The organism is Streptomyces polygonati (assembly GCF_042650325.1).
In the GTDB taxonomy this organism is placed as follows: Bacteria; Actinomycetota; Actinomycetes; order Streptomycetales; family Streptomycetaceae; genus Actinacidiphila; species Actinacidiphila polygonati.
In genome coordinates this window covers 303,759-328,315 of sequence record NZ_JBHSBB010000013.1, presented here as the reverse complement: position 1 = coordinate 328,315, position 24,557 = coordinate 303,759, and the positions used below count along the sequence as shown (strand labels likewise).

16 protein-coding genes and 1 pseudogene are annotated in these 24,557 nt (G+C 73.4%); 10 read left to right on the top strand and 7 right to left on the bottom strand.

Going from position 1 to position 24,557, the window contains the following annotated elements; all coding sequences use genetic code 11:
• Positions 1-27: 27 nt before the first annotated feature.
• The 4 genes and pseudogenes from ACFO3J_RS19635 (at position 28) to ACFO3J_RS19620 (ending at position 4,630) form a co-directional block, all read left to right on the top strand.
• Positions 28-504 carry a MarR family winged helix-turn-helix transcriptional regulator gene (locus tag ACFO3J_RS19635; RefSeq protein WP_386430758.1) on the top strand — a complete coding sequence of 159 codons (477 nt, stop codon included), beginning with the start codon at positions 28-30 and terminating at the stop codon, positions 502-504.
• A 154-nt stretch (positions 505-658) separates the two neighbouring features.
• Positions 659-862: pseudogene (locus ACFO3J_RS19630) on the top strand (heavy-metal-associated domain-containing protein); the annotation flags it as partial.
• Positions 863-991: 129 nt separating this feature from the next.
• A complete protein-coding gene (locus ACFO3J_RS19625; protein WP_386430757.1) occupies positions 992-3,325 on the top strand; it encodes a heavy metal translocating P-type ATPase in 2,334 nt (777 codons plus the stop codon).
• 99 nt (positions 3,326-3,424) lie between these two features.
• Positions 3,425-4,630: a winged helix DNA-binding domain-containing protein gene (locus ACFO3J_RS19620; RefSeq protein WP_386430756.1), complete on the top strand. Its 1,206-nt coding sequence runs from the start codon at positions 3,425-3,427 to the stop codon at positions 4,628-4,630.
• A gap of 10 nt (positions 4,631-4,640) precedes the next feature.
• On the opposite strand, the gene ACFO3J_RS19615 is transcribed toward ACFO3J_RS19620, so the two are convergent.
• The gene (locus ACFO3J_RS19615) at positions 4,641-6,881 is read right to left on the bottom strand and encodes a D-alanyl-D-alanine carboxypeptidase (protein WP_386430755.1); all 2,241 of its coding nucleotides are present in this window, start codon (positions 6,879-6,881) and stop codon (positions 4,641-4,643) included.
• A 556-nt stretch (positions 6,882-7,437) separates the two neighbouring features.
• Here ACFO3J_RS19615 and ACFO3J_RS19610 point away from each other — a divergent pair.
• The 3 genes from ACFO3J_RS19610 (at position 7,438) to ACFO3J_RS19600 (ending at position 9,893) form a co-directional block, all read left to right on the top strand.
• Complete coding sequence (locus tag ACFO3J_RS19610) at positions 7,438-8,142, top strand: GOLPH3/VPS74 family protein (RefSeq protein ID WP_386430754.1); 705 nt, start codon at positions 7,438-7,440, stop codon at positions 8,140-8,142.
• 510 nt (positions 8,143-8,652) lie between these two features.
• Entirely contained in the window at positions 8,653-9,510 is an 858-nt protein-coding gene (locus ACFO3J_RS19605; RefSeq protein ID WP_386430753.1) for a helix-turn-helix domain-containing protein, read from the top strand.
• A gap of 173 nt (positions 9,511-9,683) precedes the next feature.
• Positions 9,684-9,893: a DUF397 domain-containing protein gene (locus tag ACFO3J_RS19600; RefSeq protein ID WP_386430752.1), complete on the top strand. Its 210-nt coding sequence runs from the start codon at positions 9,684-9,686 to the stop codon at positions 9,891-9,893.
• Between the two features lie 127 nt (positions 9,894-10,020).
• Here the strand turns inward: ACFO3J_RS19600 and ACFO3J_RS19595 are convergent, their stop codons facing one another.
• From ACFO3J_RS19595 to ACFO3J_RS19580, 4 genes are all read right to left on the bottom strand, one after another.
• Positions 10,021-11,211 carry an aminotransferase-like domain-containing protein gene (locus ACFO3J_RS19595; RefSeq protein WP_386430751.1) on the bottom strand — a complete coding sequence of 397 codons (1,191 nt, stop codon included), beginning with the start codon at positions 11,209-11,211 and terminating at the stop codon, positions 10,021-10,023.
• 106 nt (positions 11,212-11,317) lie between these two features.
• Positions 11,318-12,421: an ADP-ribosylglycohydrolase family protein gene (locus ACFO3J_RS19590; protein ID WP_386430750.1), complete on the bottom strand. Its 1,104-nt coding sequence runs from the start codon at positions 12,419-12,421 to the stop codon at positions 11,318-11,320.
• A 330-nt stretch (positions 12,422-12,751) separates the two neighbouring features.
• The gene (locus tag ACFO3J_RS19585) at positions 12,752-14,005 is read right to left on the bottom strand and encodes a phosphodiester glycosidase family protein (protein ID WP_386430749.1); all 1,254 of its coding nucleotides are present in this window, start codon (positions 14,003-14,005) and stop codon (positions 12,752-12,754) included.
• Between the two features lie 266 nt (positions 14,006-14,271).
• Complete coding sequence (locus ACFO3J_RS19580) at positions 14,272-16,878, bottom strand: bifunctional FO biosynthesis protein CofGH (protein ID WP_386430748.1); 2,607 nt, start codon at positions 16,876-16,878, stop codon at positions 14,272-14,274.
• 269 nt (positions 16,879-17,147) lie between these two features.
• Here ACFO3J_RS19580 and ACFO3J_RS19575 point away from each other — a divergent pair, with 269 nt between their 5' ends.
• Entirely contained in the window at positions 17,148-18,707 is a 1,560-nt protein-coding gene (locus tag ACFO3J_RS19575; protein WP_386430747.1) for a CehA/McbA family metallohydrolase, read from the top strand.
• 109 nt (positions 18,708-18,816) lie between these two features.
• On the opposite strand, the gene ACFO3J_RS19570 is transcribed toward ACFO3J_RS19575, so the two are convergent.
• Together ACFO3J_RS19570 and ACFO3J_RS19565 are read right to left on the bottom strand one after the other, a co-directional pair.
• Positions 18,817-19,350: a pyridoxamine 5'-phosphate oxidase family protein gene (locus ACFO3J_RS19570; RefSeq protein WP_386430746.1), complete on the bottom strand. Its 534-nt coding sequence runs from the start codon at positions 19,348-19,350 to the stop codon at positions 18,817-18,819.
• Between the two features lie 106 nt (positions 19,351-19,456).
• Complete coding sequence (locus ACFO3J_RS19565; RefSeq protein WP_386430745.1) at positions 19,457-20,479, bottom strand: AMP-binding protein; 1,023 nt, start codon at positions 20,477-20,479, stop codon at positions 19,457-19,459.
• A gap of 519 nt (positions 20,480-20,998) precedes the next feature.
• Here ACFO3J_RS19565 and ACFO3J_RS19560 point away from each other — a divergent pair.
• Together ACFO3J_RS19560 and ACFO3J_RS19555 are read left to right on the top strand one after the other, a co-directional pair.
• Positions 20,999-23,944, top strand: a complete 2,946-nt coding sequence (locus ACFO3J_RS19560; protein WP_386430744.1) for an AfsR/SARP family transcriptional regulator — start codon at positions 20,999-21,001, stop codon at positions 23,942-23,944.
• 163 nt (positions 23,945-24,107) lie between these two features.
• Positions 24,108-24,323, top strand: a complete 216-nt coding sequence (locus ACFO3J_RS19555; protein ID WP_386430743.1) for a hypothetical protein — start codon at positions 24,108-24,110, stop codon at positions 24,321-24,323.
• The last annotated feature ends 234 nt before the right edge of the window (positions 24,324-24,557 follow it).

Below are 24,557 nucleotides of genomic sequence, written 5' to 3'. Positions count from 1 at the left end.
ATACGCCTTGCTTAGAAAATGGCAGCCATGTTCCCTCCCCCGCCCCTCGATTCCGCAGCCGTCGTCCGCCGGGCGGTGAACCGGCTCGGCCGCCGTATGCGGGCCGAGCGGCTGCCCGACGGCCTGCCGAACGGCAAGCTCGGCATCCTCGCGCACCTCTACCGGTCAGGGCCGGGCAGCCCGAGTGCGATCGCGGCGGCGCTGCACGTACAGCCGCAGTCGCTGACCCGCACGCTGGCCGCGCTGGAGGCGGACGGGTTGGTGACGCGGGCGCGGGACGCGGCGGACGGGCGGCAGCACCGGATCGAGCTGACCCGGGACGGCTTCGAGGCGATGGCGCGGGACGTGGACCACCGTGACGCGTGGCTGCGCGCGCGGATGCAGGCGGAGCTGAACGAGACCGAGCGGGAAGTGCTGCGGCTGGCCGCCCGGCTGCTCGATCGGCTGGCGGAGGAGCCGGAGACGTGGCCGGCGGCAGACACCGCGGCAGCGGCGGACGGCTGATCCGAGGATCGGCCGGTCGGACGGTCGCATCAGCAGCTCTGAATACCCCTAGGGGGTACTGTTTCCTGTACCCCCTAGGGGTATATCGTAGGGAAAAGAGAAGACAGGGAACGAGTCCCTTCACGCGCATCACGAGGAGCACAGCATGAGCGAGACCGTCTACTCCGTGACCGGGATGAGCTGCAGCCACTGCGAGTCCGCCATCGCCAAGGAGGTCACCGGGATTCCGGGCGTCACCTCCGTGACGGCCGTGGCGAAGACCGGGCTGGTGACCGTCGCCTCCGAGCGGCCGCTCGACGAGGAGTCGGTCCGCGCCGCGGTGGACGAGGCGGGGTACGAGCTCGTCGGGCAGGCCTGACCGAGCCGGGGACACCGGCGGCCGGCCGGAGGGCGCCCGCGCGGCTCCGGCTCCGTCCTCCCCGGCCTCCCCACCCCGTACCGCCGCGCCGACGCACGCACGACCGACCCACCGACCAGGGAAGTGGAAATGGTGACCACCACCGCGCACACGGACCGCGGACCCGCCGAGCAGCGGATCGAGCTGGAGATCGGCGGCATGACCTGCGCGTCCTGCGCCGCCCGGATCGAGAAGAAGCTCAACCGCATGGACGGTGTGAGTCTGGCGACGGTCAACTACGCCACCGAGAAGGCGAAGGTGGCGTACGGGCAGGGGATCGCCGTCGGCGACCTCATCGCGACGGTCGAGGCCACCGGTTACACCGCCGCGCTCCCCGCACCGCCCACTCCCCCGCCGGCCCCCACCGGCACCGGTGACGAAGGACACACCGACCCGACCCGGCCCGCCGCGGACCGCGAACTCGCGCCGCTGCGCAGGCGGTTGATCATCGCCACCGTCCTCGCCGTCCCCGTCGTCGCCCTGTCGATGATCCCAACGCTGCAGTTCACCGACTGGCAGTGGGTGGCGCTGGCCCTGACCTCGCCCGTCGTGGTCTACGCGGGCCTGCCGTTCCACCGCGCCGCGTGGACGAACGCCCGGCACGGCGCCGCCACCATGGACACACTCGTCTCGGTGGGCACGGTCGCCGCCTTCGGCTGGTCGCTGTGGGCGCTGTTCTTCGGTACGGCCGGGATGCCCGGCATGACGCACCCGTTCACCTTCACCGTCGCCCGCGGGGACGGCGGCGGTGACATCTATCTGGAGGCGGCGGCCGGGGTCACCGCGTTCATCCTGGCCGGACGGTACTTCGAGGCGCGGGCCAAGCGCCGCGCGGGGGCGGCGCTGCGCGCGCTGCTGGAGCTGGGCGCCAAGGATGTGGCCGTACTGCGCAGGGACGCCCGCGGCGCGGAGACCGAAGTGCGTCTGCCCATCGGCGATTTGACGGTGGGCGACCGCTTCGTCGTACGGCCCGGGGAGAAGATCGCCACCGACGGCGTGGTGCGGGACGGCGGTTCGGCGGTCGACGCGTCGATGCTGACCGGTGAGTCGGTGCCGGTGGAGGTGGGGCCGGGTTCGCCGGTCGCGGGTGCGACGGTGAACGCGGGGGGCCGGATCGTGGTCGAGGCGCTGAGGGTCGGCGCCGACACCCAACTGGCCAGAATGGCGCGCCTGGTGGAGGACGCGCAGAACGGCAAGGCGGCGGCGCAGCGGCTCGCCGACCGGATCTCGGCGGTCTTCGTGCCGGCCGTGATCGCGCTGGCGCTCGGCACCCTCGCGGTGTGGCTGATGCTGGGCGAGGGTCCGACGGCCGCCTTCACAGCGGCGGTTGCCGTACTGATCATCGCCTGTCCGTGCGCGCTCGGCCTGGCGACGCCGACCGCGCTGCTGGTGGGCACCGGGCGCGGCGCCCAACTCGGCATCCTGATCAAGGGACCCGAGGTGCTGGAGTCCACCCGGGCCGTCGACACGGTGGTCCTGGACAAGACCGGTACGGTCACCACCGGGGTGATGACGCTCACCGAGATCCACACCGCAGTCGCGGCCGACGCCGACGCCAAGGACGTACTGCGGCTGGCCGGTGCGCTGGAGCACGCCTCCGAGCACCCGGTGGCCCGGGCGATCACCGCGGCCGCCGACGAGCGGGGAGTCGAACTGCCCGCCGTGGCAGTCGACTTCATTGCCGTGCCCGGGCTGGGCGTGCGCGGCACGGTGGACGGGCACGCGGTGCTCGTCGGCCGGGAGCAGCTGCTCGCCGCGGCGGGCGCGTCGCTGCCGCCCGAACTGGTCGAGGCGAAGGCGGCAGCCGAGAAGCGCGGCGGCACAGCGGTGGCCGTGGCCTGGGACGGGCGGGCCCGGGCGGTCCTGGTCGTCGCCGACGCGGTGAAGCCGACGAGTGCGCGGGCCGTACGGCGGCTGCGCGAACTGGGATTGCGGCCGGTGCTGCTGACCGGCGACAACGCCGCGGTGGCCGCCGCGGTCGCCGAGGCGGTGGGCATCGATCCGGCGGACGTCCACGCGGAGGCGCTGCCCGAGGACAAGGTGGCCGTCGTCCGCCGGCTCCAGGAGCGGGGCCGCACGGTCGCGATGGTCGGCGACGGGGTCAACGACGCGGCGGCGCTCGCCCGGGCGGACCTCGGACTCGCCATGGGGACCGGCACGGACGCGGCGATCGAGGCCGGCGACCTCACCCTCGTGCGCGGCGACCTGCTGGTGGTCGCCGACGCGATCCGCCTGTCCCGGCGGACCCTCGCCACCATCAGGACCAACCTGTTCTGGGCGTTCGCCTACAACCTCGCCGCGATCCCGCTGGCCGCGGCGGGACTGCTCAACCCGATGATCGCCGGGGCCGCGATGGCCTTCTCCTCGGTGTTCGTGGTCGGCAACAGCCTGCGCCTACGCGGCTTCAAGCCACTGGCAAGGTAGCCGCGGCGGTCCGTGCCGCGCGGACGGCACCGCACCCTGCCGCCCGCGCCCGACCGTGTCCGGTGCCATGGCACCGCACGGGATGGCACGGTTGGGCGCATGAGTGCTGAGGTGAGCGGGGTACGGATCGGGGTCGAGGAGCGGCGGGCGCGGTTGCGGGCGCGGCAGTTGGCGGCGGTGGACGACGTCGCCGAGGTCGTCGAGGGATTGGTCGCCCTGCACGCGACCGATCCGGCCACCGTGTTCCTGTCGGTGGCCGCACGGCTGTGCCGCCCGAGCGGCGCGATCGCCGCGGTGGAGGAGGCGCTCTACGGGTCCGGGTCCGGTCCGGGGTCCGGCCCCGCGCTGGTGCGGATGATGGCCATGCGCCGGACGATGTTCGTGGTGAGCCGGGAGAGCGCGCCGGACGTGTTCGCGGCGGCCGGGCGGGACATCGCGGCGCGGGAGCGGACGAAGCTGCTGGAGCATCTCGCGCGGGGCGGCGGCTGGGACGCCGCCTGGCTGGCGGAGGTGGAGGCCGAGGTCGAAGCCGCGCTCGACCGGCACGGGGAGAGCGGCGGCGCCCGACTCTCCGCGCTGGTGCCGCGGTTGCGCGAGCAGGTGGTGGTCGGGCGCGGAAAGCCGTACGAGACGACGCAGAATGTGGCGAGCCGCGTCATCCGCGTGATGGCCGCCGAGTACCGGATCGAGCGGCGCCGGCCCGCCGGGTCGTGGACGAGCGGCCAGTTCCGCTGGGCGCGGGCCGAGCCGCTGCCGGAGCGTCCGGTGGGGCCCGCCCGGGAGGCGGTCGTCCGGGCCTGGCTGCGGGCGTACGGGCCCGGTACGGAGGCCGATCTGAAGTGGTGGACCGGCTGGACGCTCACCGAGGTGCGCAAGGCCCTCAAGGCGGTGGGAGCCGAGACCGTGCGGCTGGACGACGGCGCCGGTCACATACTGCCCGGTCACATACTGCCCGGCGACACCGAACCGGCCGAACCGCCGCCTCCCGGCCCCGTACTGCTTCCCGGGCTCGACCCGACACCGATGGGCTGGCAGGACCGGGACTGGTTCCTGCCGCGCTCGCACCGGGCCGAGTTGTTCGACGGGACGGGGAACGTGGGGCCGACGGTGTGGTGGGGCGGTGAGGTGATCGGCGGCTGGGCGCAGCGGGCCGACGGGAGCGTGGTCTGGCGGCAGTTGACCGATCGGGGGGCGGAAGCCGCCGGGGCGGTGGACCGCGCGGCGGCCGAACTCGTCGGCCTGCTCGGGGGCGTACGGATCACACCGCGCTTCCGTACGCCCCTGGAACGGGAACTGTCCGCCTGACCGCGGGGATTCAGCCGATCCGGACGAGCTTCTTGCCGAACGACGGCTCGTGCAGATCGCTCTTCAGCACCACCGGCACGGTCGTACGCGCCCCGCCCGTGCCGAAGCTGAGCGTGCCGACCGAGGTGTCGGCGCCCGCGTTGTGCGGCACCCCGGAGGAGTTGGGGCTCAGCGTGAGGCGCACCTTCATGCCCGGCCAGCCGATCGCGTTCAGATCGCGCTCGGCCACCACCGGGGTGCTGCCGCCCATGCCGTCGTGCACCTCGCCGACGACCTCGCCCTTCTTCACTATCGTCGCCGACGTCAGGCCGCCCTGGACGGAGTCGATCAGCTTCTGGCTGTTGTCCAGGGCGAGTTGCAGGCTGTCGAAGACGGTGGCGCCGCCGCGCTGCTGGAGCACGACGCCCAGGATCAGCTGCTCCTTGCCGGCGACCTTCTTGTGCGCGGCCCACATCAGGGCGCCGCCGGCCGGGGTGCTGGAGCCGGTCTTGATACCGACCACGCCCTGGTGCACCAGGTCGTTGTTGTTGTTGTAGATCGTGCCGACCCCGGGGATCTTGATGTTGGGCAGCGCGACGACGGACCGGAAGACGCTGTTCCTCATCACCTGCCGGGCCAGTTTGAGCTGGTCGTCGGCGGTGCTGACGGTGGTCTCCTCGAAGCCGCTCGCACCGGTGTAGGTGGTCTGCGTCATGCCGAGGTCGGCGGCGGCCCTGGTCATCTTGGTGACGAAGGCGGCCTGCGTGCCGGAGTCCCAACGGGCAAGCAGACGCGCGATGTTGTTGCCGGAGGGGACCAGCAGCAGTTGCAGCATCTGCCGTTCGGTGAACTTCTGGCCCTCCTTGACCGCGGCGGTGGACTCGTCGGTGGACGAGGACTCGTTGGCGGCCTGCTGGTCGACGGTGATCAGCGGCCCGTTCTGGGTCCCGCTGAGCGGGTGGTCACGCAGTATCAGATACGCGGTCATCACCTTCGTGACACTCGCGATCGGTACCGGGGTCTGGGCGCCGTGCACCCCGAGCGAGCCCAGTCCTTCGACCTCGGCGACCGACTGGCCCTGCGCGGGCCAGGGCATCGACTGCGCCAGCGGGGTGCCGTCGAAGGTGTACGACGAGGCCGCGGTCAGCTCCAAGTCCGGTGTCGGCAGCGGGCGTACGGCCTGCACGACGACGTAGACCAGCGCGAGAAGGACGGCCAGCGGGGTCCAGATCTTGAACCGGCGCAGAGTGCTGCGCAGGGCGGTCTGGCGCGGGGGCGGGGTGTTGGTCAGCTCGGCGAGCAGCTTCAGCGGCGCCTGCTCGGGGGCCGGCGGCACGGCCATGCCGCGGGTGCCCTCGGGGCCGACGCGCTCGCCCTCGGCGGGCGCGGTAGAGGTGGCCTTCCCGCCCGCGGCGCCCTGGGCGCTCGTCGTCCGGGCCGGCGGCCTGGCGGCCGGCGGCAGCGGTTCGGGGACCGGCCGTACCGGCGCGTACGGGCTCTTACGGGCCGCTACGGGCCTGCCGGGCGCGCCGAACACCACCGGGCCGTCGCCCTCGCCGTCGGGGCGCTCGGGCGGCAGGTCGGAGACCAGGGGCCGGACGAAGCGCTTGGCGGGCGCGGCCTCGTCGGGACGGTCGGAGGCGGCGGGTTCGCCCGCGGCGCCGTCCTTCTCCGTACGTCCGGGGGCGCCGGCGCCACCCGGGGCGCGCGGCGGGTCCGTACGGTCCAGGGCTCCCGCCGCGTCCGTACGGCCCGAGGCGCCCCTCCCGCCGCCGCCGGCGGCTCCCGGGGCCGCCAGGCCCTCCTGGGACGCCCCAGCGGCCTCAGGGGCCTCCGCGGCCCCCTCCTGGCCCTGCTCCGGGGACGGGGTGCCACCCTTCTGGCCGTCAGCCGTCCGGGGGGCGGACTCCGCCGAAGGAGTGCGCGCGGGCGCGTCCGCGGGCGCCGGGGTCTCCTCGGCGGCCTCCCCGGGTCCGTCCCCGGGACCGTCCTCGGGACCGTCCTCGGCGTCCGCCGCGGCCTCGTCGTCGGAGTCGTCGGAGTCCTCGGCACCGCCACCGATGACCCCGGAGTCCTCCGCCCTGCCGTCGGTCCGGCCGGCCGCGTCCTCGGCCGCCGGATCCGCCGTCGCCCCCGGAGCATCACCCGCCCCAGAAGCCCCACCGGCCCCAATCGCCGGGTCACGATTCGGTTCCGTTTTGGCGGGCGCCCCGCTCTCCGCGGGGGGCGTGAACGGCGCCTCCGGAGCGCCGGGGCCGCTCGGATCATCCACGGTCACTACGTCGTCCGGCGTATCCACCACCGCCGTGGAAGTGGACGCCGGAGCGGGCTGCGGGCGCGGCTCGGGAGCGGGGCCGTCCGGCGGGGCGGCAGCGCGTGCGGCGGTGGAGCCGCCGGTCGACGCGCCCGCCCGATCCGCGGAGACCTCCGATGTTCTCTCCGCCCGGCTCGCATCAGGCGCCTCATGCGTCTCGATGGGCAACCGAAGCACCGTGGTCATCGGATCTGCGGCCACCCGATCGGCCACCTCCCCCGACGTCCCGTGCTGCTGCTCCCTGCCGGGGGACTCGCCCGTCACGCAGACCTCCTCCACACTTTGTGATCGATCATGCACGTTTCGTGATCGGGCCGGTCCGGTGCCGCCACGGTCCACCCCGGCTCACAGGGGCCAGTGTCCCGCGACAGGCCCGCAGGCCGCCCGCGACACCCCACCCACCCCGTAGACGAGAACGACATACCACCCGGTTCCCGTCGATATGGCAAAGGCGCTCTCGACAGGCTGGTGTGAGAGGCGTCACCCTGTCATTCATCCACGCGGGGAGGCATGGATGGGCAAGAGCCGCAGAAGTATTCCGGAAGAGCTGTTGCTGCTCGCCTTGGACCCGACGACCGGGACCACGGCGCAGCCGCAATCACTCGACCTCGGCCTCGCCGGGGCACAGCTCGTCGAGCTGGCCCTGGCCGGACGGATAGCCCCTGACGGGGATCGTATCGCCGTGGTGCACCCACGGCCGACAGGAGATCCGACCCTGGACTCCGCGCTCGAACTGCTGCGCCGACGTGGCAGTCCGGTGCGTGCCGTCCACTGGATCGGCGGGCCCCGGCTGGGGCTGCGCCAGACGTATCTCGCGCACCTGGAGCGGTGCGGCATGGTGCATGCCGTACCCGGACAGATGTGCGGGGTGCTGCCGACCACTCGGTATCAGGCGACCGACAGCGCGGTCAGCCGGGAGATCAGAGCCCGGCTGGACAGTGCGATCCGCACCGGCGTACCGCCGGACCCGCGGACCGCCGCGCTCGCCGCGCTCGCCCACGCCGTGGGACTCGGCAAGCACCTGTACCCGGGTAACGAGGGCCGGTCTTCGCGATCGCGCCTGCGGGACCTGATCCGGTACGACCCGATGGGCGGCCTCGTCGCGCACGCCGTGATGGATGTGCAGAACGGGGTGGCGGCGCAGCCGAAGCAGCGCCCGCCGGCCCAGGTGCAGCGCGCGGCAGGGCACGGCTCCATGGCCCGGGCCGGCGCCCGTTGAACAGTGCGGGCTGTTGGTCGGCGACATCAGCAAGGTTGTAGCAGTCAGGATGTACGCGGCGGATAAACGCACGGCCGCGGCGCACATCGGGCCCACAGGCACGCGAGTGGCGGTGGGACCGGGCAGTTTCCCGTACGCACCCCGTACGACAGGACGGCAGCGGTGTCCGCCGGCAGGGACCGGGCACCGCTGGGCCGAACCGTCCGCAGCGACCCGTTCCGGGAGCCGCTGCGCCGCGCGGGGCGGCGGACTCCGGAGATTCCGGGGGCCGGCGCCCCGCGCGTCGCTTTTGTGTCCGGTTTGTGTCCGGGGCCGGTCCCGCGCGGAGTCGGCGAGGGCCGTGAGAAGACCCCGGGAGAAAAGACCCCGGGAAACACCCGGAGAAGACCGGGAAAGGTCACCGGGAAGCCCGCGGGCAAGCTTGTTCCGTTCATTCGCCAGCGCGGCGAAGACGGGTAGTGGCAGGCTGACTGACCACCAGTCCGGATCAGCGTGGAGGTGCGAGTCCCTGTGGTCGCCAACGTCAATCCCACCGTCAGGCGACGCCGGTTGGGTTCGGAGCTGCGCAAGCTCCGTGAGATGAAGGGCATGACGGCCGAGGAGGTCGCGGCCCGTCTTCTGGTCTCCCAGTCGAAGATCAGCCGGCTGGAGAACGGCCGGCGCAGTATCAGCCAGCGTGATGTGCGCGATCTGTGCGGGGTCTACGGCGTGGAGGACGTCCGGGTCGTCGACTCGCTGATGCAGATGGCCAAGGAGTCGCGCCAGCAGGGCTGGTGGCACGCCTTCGGTGACATCCCCTACAGCGTCTACATCGGTCTGGAGACCGAGGCGGCGAGCCTGCGCGTCTTCGAACCCCAGGTGGTGCCAGGGCTGTTGCAGACGCACGGGTACGCCAGCGCGGTGATCGCGGGCAATCTTCCGGAGGCCACGGCGGAGCAGGTCGAGAAGCGGGTGAACGTCCGGATGCGCCGCCAGGAGCGGATCACCGACCTGGACGCGACGCCGCTGCGGATGTGGGCGGTGATCGACGAGGCGGCGCTGTGCCGCAAGGTCGGCGACAACGCCACGATGCGCGAACAGCTGGAGCACCTGGTGGACTTGAGCCAGCTGCCGCATGTCACCGTCCAGGTGCTGCCGTTCGAGGTCGGGGCGCATCCGGGGCTGAGCGGTCAGTTCGCGGTGCTGGAGTTCACCGACACCACCGACGCCACGGTGGTGTATCTGGAGGGCGTCAACAGTGATCTGTATCTGGAGAAGGACGCAGATGTGCAGGCGTACAGCGTGATGTACGAACACCTGCGGGCCCAGGCGCTCAGCGCGGAGCGGACCCGCGACTTCATCCGGGCGGCCGCCGAGCGCTACGTCTGAGACCGGCGGGCGGCAGGTTACACCTACCCCCGCCCAACTGGGAAGATTTCGAGGGTATATGCCATCCGGTTGGGTGAAGAGTCCCTCGGGCGTATGAGGTCGGCGAGTAGCGTCGAGCGCGTCAGGTAAGGCGTGCGATCGCGCCACCGTCACCAGTACAGACCGGAGCAAAGATGGCAATCAAGCTGGGCAGCACCACCGGGTGGATGAAGTCCTCGCGGTCCACCGGAAACGGCGCCTGTGTGGAAGTGAAGTCACCCGCTGTCGAGTCCGTGGTCGTCCGTGACTCCAAGGACCCCCAGGGCCCGGTCCTCACGTTCTCGCCCGAGGCGTGGTCGTCGTTCGTCACCGATGTGGACCGGGGCTCCTTCACCATCGGTTAGCCCGCAGCGCGCCACCCAGAAGAGCCCTCTCGACTGGCCGCCGTCCTGGCCGAGGGGGCTCCCTGCCGTCCGTGGGAGGGGAGCGGAGGGACCGGGTGGCGCACCGGGCGCGCAAGGGCGAGGGCCCTCAGAACACCCTGGCCAGTCGTACCAGCCCCGCGGCGATCTCGGCCGGTGAGTGGGTGGTGAACGACATCCGCAGCGACCCCGGGTCGGGCTCGGCGGCGAAGAAGGGCGCGCCGGGCACGAAGGCGATGTCGTACGTGATCGCGCTCCGCAGCAGTTCGGTGGCGTCGTGTCCGGCGGGCAGGCGGACCCAGACGAACATCCCGCCCTCGGGCCGGTTCCAGGCGCTGCCGGCCGGCAGCGCGGCGGGCAGTCCGGCCAGCAGTGCGTCACGTCGGCCGCGGTAGGCGGCGCGGACCCGGTCCAGGTGCGCGTCCAGGTCGCGGTCGGCGAGATAGCGCGCGGCGGCGGCCTGGTCGACGGTGGAGGTGTGCAGGTCGGCGGCCTGTTTGGCGATCACGCAGGCCCGGGCGAGGCCGGCCGGCGCCCGGAGCCAGCCGAGCCGCATCCCGGGCGCCATGATCTTGGAGAAGCTGCCGAGCAGGACCGTGCGGTCGGCGGCGTCGTCCAGCGACGCGATCCAGGGCTCCTCGCGGCCGTCGAAGCGCAGTTCGCCGTACGGGTCGTCCTCGGCTATCCACAGGCCGTGCCGCCCCGCCACCGAGGCGACCGCGCGCCGGCGTGCGAGCGGGAGCGTACGGCCGGTCGGATTCTGGAAGTTGGGGATGAGGTAGAGCAGCTTCGGCCGCTCGCGCAGCACGAGTTCCTCCAGCGCCTCCGGGATCACGCCGTCGTCGTCGGTCGGCACCGCCACCACCCGGGCGCCGGCGAAGCCGAAGCACTGCAACGCGGCCAGATAGGTGGGGTTTTCCACCAGCACCACGTCGCCCGGCTCCAGCAACGTGGTGGCGAGCAGCGCCAGCGCCTGCTGCGAACCGCTCGTCACCACGAGGTCGTCGGCCTCCGTGGGCAGACCGCGCAGGGTCAACCGCCCGGCCACGGCGGTCCGTAGCGCCGGATCGCCCTCGGTGGTCGAGTACTGCAGCGCCTTGCCCGGCTGCTCGGCCAGGACCCGGTCGTACGCCGCCCGGATGCCCTCGGCGTCGAAGAGTTCCGGCGCGGGCAGGCCGCCGGCGAAGGAGATCACCTCGGGCCGGGCGGTCAGCGCCAGGATCTCGCGTACCGGCGAGGCACCCACCGCGCGGGCGCGGGCGGCGAGGGCGGGGAGCGCGGCTCGGGTCGTCGTCGTCATATGCGGCAGCCTACGAAGAACTGCTAGGACGTCCAAGTACTTTCCGGGATGCGGTCAAGGTTGTCACCCGCTTCGGTGGCGCCGCCCGCCTTACGCGGCAGGGCGGTCACGCGGCCGGGTAGCGGTCCAGCCAGGCCGGGCTGGCGCCGGAGGGGCCGTGCAGGGCGGGGGCCTGCGTCATCTCCATGGCGAAGTCGTCGGCGAGTTGGAGGATCGTGCTGCGGCCCTCCAACTCGGCGATCCAGGCGGGCGGCAGGGCCGTCTCGCCGTGCTGGACGCCGAGCAGATTGCCGCAGATGGAGCCGGTGGAGTCGCTGTCACCCGAGTGGTTGACGGCCAGCAGCAGACCGTGGCGCACGTCCTCGGCGACCAGCGCGCAGTACACGCCGATGGCCAGCGCCTCCTCGGCGCTCCAGCCCTCGCCGAGCGCCTCGACGCGCTGCGGGGAGGGCAACCCCTGGCGCACCGCGCCCAGCGCGCTCTGCAGGGCGTCGGTGGTCTCCTGGTGGCCGGGGCGGGCGCCGAGCAGCGCCAGCGCGTGCTGGACCGAGCCGTCCAGCGCCTCGCCGCGGGCCAGGCCGTGGACGATGACCGCGAAGGCGCCGGCCGCGAGCTGCCCGGTGGGGTGGCCGTGGGTCTGCGCGGCGCACTCGACGGCGAGTTGGAAGACCAGTTGCGGCTCCCAGCCGACCAGCAGGCCGAAGGGCGCCGAGCGCATCACGGTGCCGCAGCCCTTGGAGCCGGGGTTCTTCGGCTCCTCCAGGGTGCCCATCCGGTCGTCGGACAGGCCGGACAGGCAGGCGCCGCCCGGGGCCCGCTGGGCGTACAGCCATTCCTCGCGGGCCAGCCAGCCGGTGTCCTTGCGGCGCTCGTCCGGGCCCCACTCGCTCTGGGTGGCCGCCCAGCGCCGGTAGGCGCGGTGGATGTCGGTCGGCGGGTGCCACGCGCCGGTGTCGCGGCGCACCTGGGCGCGTATCAGGCCCTCGACCGTGAACAGCGTCATCTGGGTGTCGTCGGTGACCGCGCCGCGTCTGCCGTAGGCGGTCACGTAGTCGGTGACGCCGTCCGGGCCGTGGCCCTGCTGGATCGCGTCGAGCGACTCGAACTCCACGCCGGCGCCGAGAGCGTCGCCGACCGCGCCACCCAGCAGGCAGCCCCGTACCCGGCTGCGGAAGTCCTGCTGCTGCGCGCGTCCCCAGACAGCGGTCACGGCGCTCCCTTTCGATCAGCCCCCGGTCGGACCCGTTCTGCGCCAGCACCCTAGCCGACCCGACCAGCGGGGGAAGGGGGGCGGCGGGTAGGTCGGGGTTGTCCGCGAACGACCGATAACGGGGGTGAACGCGCGGATGGCGCTGGATTCTCCCGGCGCGGAGGAAGCGGACGGGGAGGACGAAGGGAGCGCGCGTTACGGCTGCGCGCCCCCTGGTGGGAGGGGCGGGCGCTCGACGGGGGCTGGCGGGGCGCTACGGACGGCTCCGCGCCCGGGCGCTGTCGCCGCTGCGGGCGCCGGCTCGGCAACCCCCGTGCGTGGCCGCCCGGTTCAGCCGTCCGTGAGGATGCCGATCGCGTTGGCGACCGGCCGCTCCGCGCCGTCCGACGGGTGGTTGCGTACGGTCGCGGCCCGCCGGCCCTCGGCGCGGGTGACCAGCGTGCTGGAACCGCCGCCGTCCAGATCGACGGCGGCCTCGGCGCCGATCCTCCGCATCAGCTGGGCGAGTTCGGCGACCGTCAGGCCCGCGTCGGACTCCGCGTCGCCGTCCAGGGCGAGCAGATACACCGTGCGGCCCCGGTCGCCGAAGCCGGCCGCGGTCCTGGTCGCCGCCGTCCTGGTGTCCAGTCCGGTGAGCTGCTGCCCGTCGCGCAGCACGGGGAAGCCGCCGATCGCGAAGGCGTACGCCGAGGGGCTCACGGTCGGCGCGAGCCGCTCGTCCACCCGCACCGGGTCGCCGACGCGCAGCCCGCCGGTCGGCCCGCGCCGCGGCCCGCCGCGCAATGCGTCGGCGCCCGCGTCCCGGCCCAGCAGCACCGTCGTACCGGCCGGGATCGCGCCCGCGCCGGGTTTGTCGGCGACCGACACGACGCGGCCGTCGCGGACCACCACCTCGTAGGTGTCGGTGCTGCATCCGGCTCCGCGCGAGGTGTCGCTGCCGCAGACCGCGCGGCGGCGGGAGACGGCGCCCCAGTCGTGGGTGTAGGCGCCGATGCCGTCGTCGGGCAGCGCGTACTGGTTGTAGCCGCCCAGGGAGTAGTTGCCGTGCGCGGTCCGGACCGAGCCCTTGAGGACGAGCCGGTCCAGCCGCGCCCTGCGGTCCGTTCCGACCCCCAGGACGTCCTCGGCGGTGGTCCCCGGCGGCAGCCCCGGCCCGAAGCGCTGGCCGCTCGGCACCGCCGCCTTCAGCGCCCGGCCGGCGGCGATCTCCGGACCGTCGGACGCGCCGGTCGGGACCACGCCGGGGTGCTGGGCCTCGCTGATGTCGAAGAAGTCGCCGTTGACGGCGCCGAGCGCGTGCCGGGCGTCGGCCAGGCGGGAGACGGCCGCCCGGGCCGCGACGGCCCCCGGCGTGAGCAGGTCCACCCGCACACCCGGGGTCCGGAGGTCCACCGTCAGCACGCCGCCGCGCACCGTGCCGTGGGACGCGGTGGTGGTGAACTCGCCGTACGTCACGCCGCGCGCGAGCTGCTCCACGCGCGTGTAAGGCATCCCGCCGTCCGCCGCCACCGCGCCGGTCGCCTCCGCGAGGGACCCGGTGACGACGGCGAGGGCGGCCAGGGCGGCGGCCGTCCCGCGCGTCACGCCGGTCCCACTGGCCTTACCGGTCCCGCCGGCCTTGCTGGTCCCGCCGGTCCGCGCCACTTCGCCCCCAAAGGGTGCCGCAACTCACTTCCGCCACCTCGGACTTCATCACCGGGCCGGACGCACGCCAAGGAACACGGGGAGACGTGGCCGTGGCGGGGCGCGGAATTCACCGGAGCGGGCCCCTCGCGGGGGCCCGGCAGAGTGAGGCGGCGTCAGATCCGTTACACGGGCGCGTGCTTGGGGAAGCGCGGTCAGCCAGCGGCTCAGTCCTCCAGCAGCGGGAGGAGCTGGGGGAGGTGGCCGTCGGAGGCGTGGCCGGTGGCCAGGCGTTCGGGGGTGACGTCGCCGTAGAGGGTGGTGCGCTGGCGGGCCGGGCGGCCGGCGGCGTCGGCGATCGCGACCAGGTCGCGGATGGAGCGGTAGGAGCCGTGGGCGGAGCCGGCCATCCGGGAGATGGTCTCCTCCATCAGCGTGCCGCCCAGGTCGTTGGCACCGGAGTTCAGCATCGCGGCCGCGCCCTCGGCGCCGAGTTTGACCCAGCTGGTCTGGATGTTGGGGATGTACGGGTGCAGGAGCAGGCGGGCCATCGCGGTCACCGCGCGGTTGTCGCGCATGGTGGGGCCGGGGCGGGCGATGCCGGCCAGGTAGACGGGGGCGTTGGTGTGGATGAACGGCAGCGTGACGAACTCGGTGAACCCGGCCACCCCCTTCTCCACGTTGCGCTTCTGCACCTCGGCGAGCAGGCGCAGGTGGCCCAGCCAGTGGTGGGGCTGGTCGACGTGCCCGTACATCATCGTCGAGGAGGAGCGCAGGCCGAGTTCATGGGCGGTGGTGACCACCTCGATCCAGGTCGCGGCGGGCAGTTTGCCCTTGGTCAGCACCCAGCGGACCTCGTCGTCCAGGATTTCGGCCGCCGTGCCCGGGATCGAGTCCAGCCCCGCCTCGCGGGCCGCGCTCAGCCATTCGCGGACGCTCATCCCGGTGCGGGTCGCGCCGTTGACGACCTCCATCGGGGAGAAGGCGTGCACATGCATCCCCGGCACCCGCTCCTTGACCGCGCGGGCGATGTCGAAATACGCGGTGCCCGGCAGGTCGGGGTGGATACCGCCCTGCATGCACACCTCGGTCGCGCCCAGCTGCCAGGCCTGCTCGGCCCGGTCGGCGACCTGCGAGACCGACAGCGTGTAGGCGTCGGCGTCGGTGCGGCGCTGCGCGAAGGCGCAGAAGCGGCAGCCGGTGTAGCAGACGTTGGTGAAGTTGATGTTCCGCGTCACCACATAGGTGACCTCGTCGCCGACCACCGCGCGCCGCAGGTCGTCGGCGATCCGGCACAGCGCGTCCAGCGCCGCCCCGTCCGCGTGCAGCAGCGCCAGCGCCTGGGCGTCGGTGAGGCGGGTGGGGTCGTCGGCGGCCACCGACAGCGCCGCCTTCACATCGGCGTCCACCCGGTCGGGGACCATCCCCGGCGCCGCCCGCTCCCGGAGCGCCTCCCAGTCCCCGTAGACCTCCTCGAAGTCCTCCCGCCGGTCGCCGCTGCGCCCCTCCGTGTCGATCGTGCGGTGCAGATCGGTGCGCCCCACGCCCGCGGCGGGGAAGGCGTCCTCCGGCTCCTGCCACGGCCGGCCCGCCACCACCGCGTCCTCACGTGCCAGCCCCGTCACGGGGTCGGCCAGTGCCCGCACATGCGGCACCAGCCGCGGATCCAGCCACGGCTCGCCCCGCAGCACGAACTCCGGGTAGATCGTCAGCCGCTCGCGCAGGACGAACCCGGCGTCCGCGGTCCGGTCGGCCAGATCCGTGATCTGCGGCCAGGGCCGCTCGGGGTTGACATGGTCCGGTGTCAGCGGCGACACCCCGCCCCAGTCGTCGATCCCCGCCGCGATGAAGCGGCCGAACTCCCCGTCCACCAGATTCGGCGGCGCCTGGATCCGCGCGGAGGGGCCCAGCACGACCCGCGCCACCGCGATGGCCGCCGCCAGTTCCTCCAGCTCCGCGTCCGGCATCCCCCGCATCGCCGTGTCCGGCTTGGCGCGGAAGTTCTGGATGATCACTTCCTGGATCCCGTGATAGGCCCGCGCGGTGCGCCGGATCGCGAACAGCGACTCCGCCCGCTCCTCGTAGGTCTCACCGATGCCGATCAGGATCCCGGTGGTGAACGGCACACTGGAACGCCCGGCGTCCTCCAGCACCCGCAGCCGGACCGCGGGCTCCTTGTCCGGCGAACCGTAGTGCGGGCCGCCCGGCTCCGACCAGAGCCTGGTCGCGGTCGTCTCCAGCATCATCCCCATCGACGGCGCCACCGGCTTGAGCCGCTGCAGATCCGTCCAGCCCAGCACTCCCGGGTTCAGGTGCGGCAGCAGACCGGTCTCCTCCAGCACGCGGATCGACATCGCCCGCACATAGGCGAGGGTGTCGTCGTATCCGTGCGCGTCCAGCCACTCCCGCGCCTCCGGCCACCGCTCCTCCGGCCGGTCCCCCAGCGTGAACAGCGCCTCCTTGCAGCCCATCGCCGCACCGCGCCGCGCGATGTCCAGCACCTCGTCGGGCGACAGGAACATCCCCTCACCGGCCCGCCGCAGCTTCCCGGGCACCGTCACGAACGTGCAGTAATGACAGGTGTCGCGGCACAGCCGGGTCAGCGGGATGAAGACCTTCCGCGAGTACGTGATCACCCCCGGCCGCCCCGCCGCCTCCAGTCCGGCGTCGCGCAACCGCGCGGCGACCCCCGACAGCGCGGTCAGATCATCGCCCCGCGCCTGCAGCAGCACCGCCGCCTCACCCACGTCGAGGGCGACGCCACTGCCCGCCCGGGCCAGAGCGCGGCGCATGGAATTGGCGGTGGGCACGGCGGCGGACGGCGGCAGGCTCATCCTTCGAGGATAAGTTCCCCGACCGGTGATCAGCGGGTCGACGGACCATCAGTCGACGCGGTCAGCTGTCGGAAACATCACCCGTCGATCGGACCGGATGAGGAATATCCGGTCGCATCGTCAGAGGTAGGACAGGCGGATGGGACGACAAGCGACAGGCGGGGACGGCAGGTGCGGGTGGTGCTGGGGGTGACAACGGTTCACTGTCGGCAGCCTGCCGCACAGGGTGTCGCCATGCGCTCGTCACCCGGGCGAGTGACCGTTGTCCCATGGACCGACGCGACGTACTGAAGTTCTCCGCGCTCGCGGGGGCCGCCGGCGTACTGACGCTGGCCCCGGTGAGCTTCGCCGCCGCATCCGACGCGGGGGACCCGGCCGCGGCCGGCGCCGCCCGGGACGGGGGGTCGGGCGGCGCCGGGACCGTCCGGACCAGGGTCGTCACCGGGCACCTGCCCACCGGCGTGGCCGACTTCGTCCACCTGCCGGTGGAAGTGCCCCGCGGGGTGCGGCAGATCGCGGTGGCGTACACCTACGACAAGCCGACCGTGCCCGTCGGGACGCTCGGGAACGCCTGCGACATAGGGGTCTTCGACCAGCGCGGTACGGAGGTCGGCGGACACGGTTTCCGCGGCTGGTCGGGCGGCGCGCGGACCGACTTCACGATCAGCGCCGGCGAGGCGACGCCCGGATACCTCGCGGGGCCGGTCGAGGCGGGCACCTGGCATGTGGTCCTGGGGCCCTACACCGTGGCGCCGCAGGGGCTGGACTACTCCGTCACGGTCACCCTCACCTTCGGCGACCGGGGCGCGGCCCCGGCGCCGGACTACCCGCCGGACCACGCGCCCGGCCGCGGCCGCGACTGGTACCGCGGTGACTGCCACCTGCACAGCGTGCACTCCGACGGCAAGCGCACGCTGGAACAACTGGCCGCGCTCGCCCGGGCCGCCAAGCTGGATTTCATCAATTCCAGTGATCACAACACCAACTCGGCGCACGCCCACCTCGGGTCGCTGGCGGGCGATGATCTGCTGATCCTCACGGGTGAGGAGGTCACCACCCGCAACGGCCACTATCTGGCGCTCGGTCTGGACGCGGGCGAGTGGATCGACTGGCGCTACCGGGCGCGCGACGACGCCTTCGGCGCCTTCGCCCGGCGGATCCGGCGGGCCGGCGGCATCGTGGTGCCCGCCCACCCGTACGGCCCCAGTCCGGCCAGCCAGTGGAAGTTCGGCTACGACGACGTGGACGCCATCGAGGTCTGGAACGGCCCCTGGACGCCCGACGACGAGGTGTCCCTGCTCACCTGGGACAACCTGCTGACCTCCGCCGCGCGCCGCGCCGACGGCCACTGGATCCCCGCGATGGGCAACTCCGACGCGCACCGGGACCCCGATGTGGTCGGCCTGCCGCAGACCGTCGTGCTGGCGGACGGCCTCGACCGGCGCTCCCTGCAGGCGGGGATCCGGGCCGGCACCTCCTGGATCGCGGAGTCGGCGCGGGTGCGGCTGTCCTTCTCGGCGGCCGGTCCGCGCGGAGAGCACGCCGGCATCGGCGAGCGGCTGCCGGTCGCCGCGGACGCGCCGGTGACCGTACGGCTGGCGGTGAGCGGGGTGCCCGCCGCCTCGCTGGTCCGGCTGGTCACCGACGAGGGCCAGATGGTGGCCGCGCCGCTGCCGGCGACGGGCGTCCTGGAGTGGCCCACCACCGCGTCGGTGGCGGCGTACGTACGGGCCGAGGTACGCCACCCGGCGCCGGACGGCGGCGCTTCGGGGCTGCCGGGGCCGGCCGCGGCGATCACCAACCCGATCTGGCTCGGGCGGAAGCGGTAACGGTCCCGGCGGCGCCGGGACCGGCCCCGACCGATCCGCGCGCACGTCCCTCACCCCGAATCGCCGGGGGCCCGGTGACCGCCTCCCGGCCCGGGCCCCCGGTCCCGCGTCAGCGCTCGAAGCGCCAGCGCGTCGCGCCCTCCGGCTCCTTGATGCCGACGCCGACCGCGGTACGGAAGGCGAAGCGGTACAGATACCAGGGCGGCGGCCCGGCGCTGGGAGCGCTGAACGGCGCGGTGAAGCCGTCGTCGGTGGCCTCGGCCGGCCAGCCCCGGGCGCGGTAGCGGGCGGCGACGCGCTCCAGCGTCGAGGCCTCGGTGGTCCTGACCGCCTCGCCGTCCAGCACGAGGTCCAGGTCGGGCAGCCGGACTGCGATCGTGCAGGCCGGGTTGGCGGCGAGATGACGGGACTTACGGGTGCCGGGGCCGCTGGTGAAGTAGAGGTCGCCGTCGTCCCAGAGGGCGCCGATGCCCACGGTGTGCGGGGCGCCGTCGGGGCCGGCGGTGCTCAGGAAGTACGGCACGGCGACCACGTCCACCGGTTCCGCGGCGAGTTGGTCGCGGGCGCGGCTCCACGGGAAGGTGGCGGTGCCGTACCCGACGCGATCGAGATTGACGGTCTCGTACGGGGTCTTGTCGGTCATGCCCAAGGAGACGGTCGTGCCGGGCGGAACTCATCGGTCCGACGCGCGTTTCCGGGCGGCCCGACGATCGCACCGTTCCCGGGGCCGCCTGCTGCCCCGGGCCGCCTCAGACCGTGACCCGCACCGGCAGCAGGATCCGCCACACCGCGTCCTCCACTCCGTGCACCGCCGCGATCCAGCCCACGTTCTCCTCGTCGGTGCCAAGCCGGACCGCCTGGGCGAGTTCGCCCATCACATCGGCGAGGTCGGCGTGCGCCATCGCCGGTTCCAGCCGGCCGCCGACCCCGCCGTCGTCGTGGTAGCGGTGGTAGGCGGGGGCGGTGCGCAGCACACCGACCGGCCGCCAGTCCTGCGCGAGCCGCCAGACGGGGTCGCCGCCCACGCGCTGGCCGTCGGCCTCGACGACCTGGGTACGGGTCCGGTCCACCGCGAGCGGCGTCCAGATGTCGGTGCCGGTCAGCACCAGGTCGGGGGCGCAGCGGGTGACCGCGCGGCCGACCGGGCCGGTGGCCCCGGGCTCGGACAGCACCACCGGGATCGCGGCCATGCCGGCGTACAGACAGCCGTAGAAGGCACCGGCCAGGTCGGCGCCCTGCGGGTAGGCGAGCATGACGCGGCTGCCGGGCTGGAGCAGGCTGCCCAGCCGGGCCGCCACCGCGCGGGCCCGCCGGTCGAGTTCGGCGAAGCTGCGGCCGGCGGTGCCGGTCAGGGCTGTGCCGGTCGGCGTGGTGCTCGGGTAGGGCAGCGCGGGCACGGTCTGCGGACGGCGCTGGGCGCGGTGGCGCAGCAGGGGGCCGGGCAGGCGGCCGATGTCACCCGAACGGGGTCGTGTACCGCCGTTCCCGCCACCGCCGCCGCTGCCGCGGCCGCCACCGCCGTCGACGCCGTCGTCCGGGCGGTCGGGGCCGTCGCCGGTCATACCGGCCGCCCTTGTCGCCGCGGGCAGGGCGGCAGCGGTGAACCGCTCGGGCCGCCGGACCGGGAGCGCCGGAAGGTTGAGGACGGCGGGGTTGTCGAGGACAGCCGGTCCGTCGAGGACGGCGGGGTTGTCGAGGACAGCCGGTCCGTCGAGGACGGCGGGGGCGTCGAGGACGCCCGGGAAAGCCATGACGACCGGCCCGGAACGCACCGCCGGGACCGTACGGTCGCGTCCCCGCGACCGCCGGGTGAAGGCCGGCCCTTCCCCGGCAGACCCGGCCCGCTCACCGGCCCGCCCACCGGCCGACTCAGCAGCCGGCCTGCCCGTTCGAGCCGCCGTTCGCCCCGAACCCGGGGTATGAAAAGATTCCCCCGAAACACCCAAGACCGGAGAATCGGGCGAACCATCCGCGCACCAGGCACACATGACGCTACAGTCACCAGCCCAGTCGTAGATCGCACACCGGTACGAACGGACCCCACACAGCACAACCTCCGCGCACGCACAGACGGAACCTCGGATTCAGCCACACTTTTGCCGCGAGGCCGGATCGGGACCCAGACCGGGGTGACCTCAGCGGCCCGACACGGCAAACTGGCACGGGCGAGCCGAACTCCCGGCTCCACGTGCCATGCGGACAACTGTTCCGTCCAGCGATGAACGATAGATATACGCGCGGAGAGTCCGGTCCTGGGGAGACCGGACTCGCGAGCGGTTCAGGGGGCTGAAATGGAAACCAGGACGGAGCCGGGCGGCAGCCTGCGGTTCGCGGTCCTCGGCCCGGTTCGTGCCTGGCGCGGTAGCGAACCGATCGGCACCGGCGCACCGCAGCAGCGGGCCCTGCTCGCCGCACTGCTGCTGCGTGGCGGGCGCACCGCCACCGCGTCGGAACTCCTCGATGCCGTATGGGGGGAGAATCCGCCCAATACGGCCCTGGCCGCGCTGCGTTCGTACGCCTTCCGGCTGCGCAAGGCGCTCGGCCCGACCGCGCTGATCACCGACTCCGGCGGCTACGCGCTGCATGTGGCGACCGACGCGCTGGACAGCGCCATGGTCGAGCGGCTGGTCACCGAGGCGGACCAGCGGCGGGCCGCGGGCGAGACGGCGCAGGCCCGCGAACTGCTCGGCCAGGCACTGGACCTGTGGCACGGCGAACCGCTGGCCGGACTGCCGGGGCCGTACGCCGAGACGCAGCGCTCCCGGCTGGCCGAGTGGCACATCGGCCTGATCGAGACCCGGCTCGAACTCGACCTGGAGCTGGGCGCGCACGCCGAGGCGGTCTCCGAACTCACCGCGCTGTCCGCCGACCACCCGCTGCGGGAGCGGCTGCGGGCGCTGCTGATGCTGGCGCTGTACCGCAGCGGCCGGCAGGCCGAGGCCCTCGGCGTCTACGCCGACACCCGGCGGCTGCTCGCGGAAGAGCTGGGCATCGACCCCTCCCCCGAACTCGCCGAGCTCCACCAGCGCATCCTGGAGGCCGACCCGTCACTGGCCGCTCCGGCCGGCATGGGCACGGGCGTGCCCGAGGTGGTGCGGCCCGCGCAACTGCCGGCCACCGTCGCCGACTTCACCGGCCGGGCCGCATTCGTCGCCGAACTCGGCCAGCAGCTGGCCGAGGCGTCCAAGGGCAGCGGGGTGATGGCGGTCTCCGCGGTGGCCGGCATCGGCGGTGTGGGCAAGACCACCCTCGCGGTGCATGTCGCGCACGAGGCCCGCGAGTCGTTCCCCGACGGGCAGTTGTACGTCGACCTCCAGGGCACCGATCCGCGCCCGGCCGAACCCGAGGCGGTGCTCGGCGCGTTCCTGCGCGCGCTGGGCGTGCCCAACCCGGCCATCCCCGACTCGCTGGCCGAACGCGCCGCCCTCTACCGCTCCACGCTGGACGGCCGCCGGGTGCTCGCCCTGCTCGACAACGCCTACGACGCGGCGCAGATCCGCCAGTTGCTGCCCGGCACCCCGGGGTGCGCGGCGCTGGTCACCAGCCGGGTGCGGATGGTGGACCTGGCCGGCGCGCATCTGGTGGACCTCGATGTGATGTCGCCCGAGGAGGCGCTGAGCCTCTTCACCAAGATCGTCGGCGAGGAGCGGACCAGCAGCGAGCGGCAGGCGGCCCTCGACGTGGTGGGCGCCTGCGGTTTCCTGCCGCTGGCCATCCGGATCGCCGCCTCCCGGCTGGCCGCCCGCCGGACCTGGACCGTCTCCGTACTGGCCAACAAACTCGCCGACCAGCGGCGGCGGCTGGACGAGCTGCGGGCCGGCGACCTCGGGGTGAAGGCGACCTTCGCCCTCGGCTACGGCCATCTGTCCGCCGCGCAGGCCCGCGCCTTCCGGCTGCTGTCGCTGACCGACGGCCCCGACATCTCCCTGGCCGCGGCTGCCGCCGTGCTGGACCTGGACCACTACCGGACCGAGGAGTTGCTGGAGGCGCTGGTCGACATCAGCCTCATCGAGTCGGCGGCGCCCGCGCGTTACCGCTTCCACGACCTGCTGCGGCTGTACGCGCGCGAGTGCGCCGAACGCGACGAGACCGAGCAGGAGCGCTGCCAGGCGCTGTCCCGGCTGCTCGACTTCTACCTCGCCTCGTCCACCTGCGCCTACGAGTTGGAGAATCCCCGGGACCGGGTGCTGGAGCACTTGGCGCCGGCCGTCCACCCCGGGCTGGTCTTCGGCTCCCGGGAGGACGCCCTGGAGTGGATGTTCGCCGAGGCGCAGGGCCTGCTGGCCGCCGTCCAGCAAGCCGCCGACAGCGGCTGCGAGGGCCCGATGCGGCGCGCCGTCGATCTGCTGCTGGCCGCACAGGACTTGATGGAGTCCGGGGTCTACGCCCGGCAGTACGAGCAGGCGGCACGAGCGCTGGTCGCCACCGCGCACGCCTGCGGCGACCGCCTGGTGGAAGGACGGGCCAGGGTCCTGGTGGCCCAACTGCTGCGTATGGTCGCGCGGTTCGCCGAGGCCGACGAGGAGGCCCGGCGCGCCATGGTGGTCGGCCTGTCCGTGGGCGACCCGGTGACATGCAGCTACGCGCCGAATCTGCGGGGCAGCATCGCCCACCAGGCCCAGCGTTTCGAGGACTGCGCCGACTTCCACCGCACCGCGCTGGGCGCCTTCCGCGATGACGGGAACCGGCACGGCGAGGCGTCCGCGCTCAGCAACCTGGCGCGGGCGCAGCTCAGCCTGGGTGAGTCCGAGGCGGCGGTGGCCAGCAGCGGGCAGGCGCTCGCGATATACCGGGAGCTGAACGCCGGTTTCCGGCTCGGCAACGGCCTGTACACGATGGCGATCGTGCTGGCCCAGGCCGACCGGCTCGACGACTCACTGGCCTCGCTCACCGAGGCGCTCCAGATCTTCCGCGACTCCAGGCAGCGGTTCTGGGAGGGCATGACGCTCTTCCGGCTCGCCGAGGCGCACCTGTCGGCCGGCCGCCGCCGGGAGTCGGCGTCCCACGCCGAGCAGGCCCTGGTCATCCTCCGCGAGGTCGGCGGCGAGTGGCGCACCGCCAACGTGCTGACCGCGCTGGGCCGGGCGCTGGCCGGTATGGGCCAGCTCGTCAGGGCGCACGCCTGCTGGCACGACGCGCTGAACATGTATGTGGACCTCGGCTCACCCGAGGCGCAGGACGTACGCCAATTGCTGGGCGGCGAGTCCTCGACGTCGTCGGGATCCCTCGCCGTCTGAGCGCGTAAGGGCAGGTCGGGCAACTCATCGAGCTCGTTTATCAGTTGATTATCGACGGCTGCCACGATTCCATCACTACACGAACTGCCCGCCCGGTGGGGCACGGGGGAACTCGCCGGGTGGGCCTTTTCAAAGGTACGTCCCCAAGGCACAGGAGAGCGCCATGAGCACCGAGATTCCGCCGACCGATCCGACCGACCCTCTCCCGCCGGTACCGCCCGGCTCCACGAAGGACGACCCGGACAACTGGCACACCGAGGGCACCACTCAGGCTCCTGCCGACGGCCTGCTGACCGGTAAGCCGGCCAAGCCCGCTCCGGTCAAGCCCGGGACCGTGAAGCCCGACAACTGGCACACCGAGTCCGAGCCCTCGGTCTGATCGACCGGCCGCGGCCGATCGGGGCGCGTTGGGGAACGCGCCGCGATCAGCCGTCGGTGACGGGGGAGCACGGGGGAACGGGGGCACGGGGGAAATAGAGGGGGGACGGGGGAACGGGGGAAGCACGGGGGGAACGGGGGGCACGGGGGACCAAAAAGGGGGGAGCCCGGGGGGAACCGGTGGGCCTGATCTTGGGGGATCGGGCCCGCCGGTCGGGCAGGGGGAGGAAGTGGT

Bases quoted from the DNA above. Each gene is read 5' to 3' on its own strand.
- ACFO3J_RS19595 (WP_386430751.1), bottom strand. From the start codon at position 11,211: ATGACGACGACGACCCGAGCCGCGCTCCCCGCCCTCGCCGCCCGCGCC.
- ACFO3J_RS19625 (WP_386430757.1), top strand. From the start codon at position 992: ATGGTGACCACCACCGCGCACACGGACCGCGGACCCGCCGAGCAGCGG.
- ACFO3J_RS19635 (WP_386430758.1), top strand. From the start codon at position 28: ATGTTCCCTCCCCCGCCCCTCGATTCCGCAGCCGTCGTCCGCCGGGCG.
- ACFO3J_RS19600 (WP_386430752.1), top strand. From the start codon at position 9,684: ATGGCAATCAAGCTGGGCAGCACCACCGGGTGGATGAAGTCCTCGCGG.
- ACFO3J_RS19610 (WP_386430754.1), top strand. From the start codon at position 7,438: ATGGGCAAGAGCCGCAGAAGTATTCCGGAAGAGCTGTTGCTGCTCGCC.
- ACFO3J_RS19555 (WP_386430743.1), top strand. From the start codon at position 24,108: ATGAGCACCGAGATTCCGCCGACCGATCCGACCGACCCTCTCCCGCCG.
- ACFO3J_RS19580 (WP_386430748.1), bottom strand. From the start codon at position 16,878: ATGAGCCTGCCGCCGTCCGCCGCCGTGCCCACCGCCAATTCCATGCGC.
- ACFO3J_RS19570 (WP_386430746.1), bottom strand. From the start codon at position 19,350: ATGACCGACAAGACCCCGTACGAGACCGTCAATCTCGATCGCGTCGGG.
- ACFO3J_RS19620 (WP_386430756.1), top strand. From the start codon at position 3,425: ATGAGTGCTGAGGTGAGCGGGGTACGGATCGGGGTCGAGGAGCGGCGG.
- ACFO3J_RS19560 (WP_386430744.1), top strand. From the start codon at position 20,999: ATGGAAACCAGGACGGAGCCGGGCGGCAGCCTGCGGTTCGCGGTCCTC.
- ACFO3J_RS19575 (WP_386430747.1), top strand. From the start codon at position 17,148: ATGGACCGACGCGACGTACTGAAGTTCTCCGCGCTCGCGGGGGCCGCC.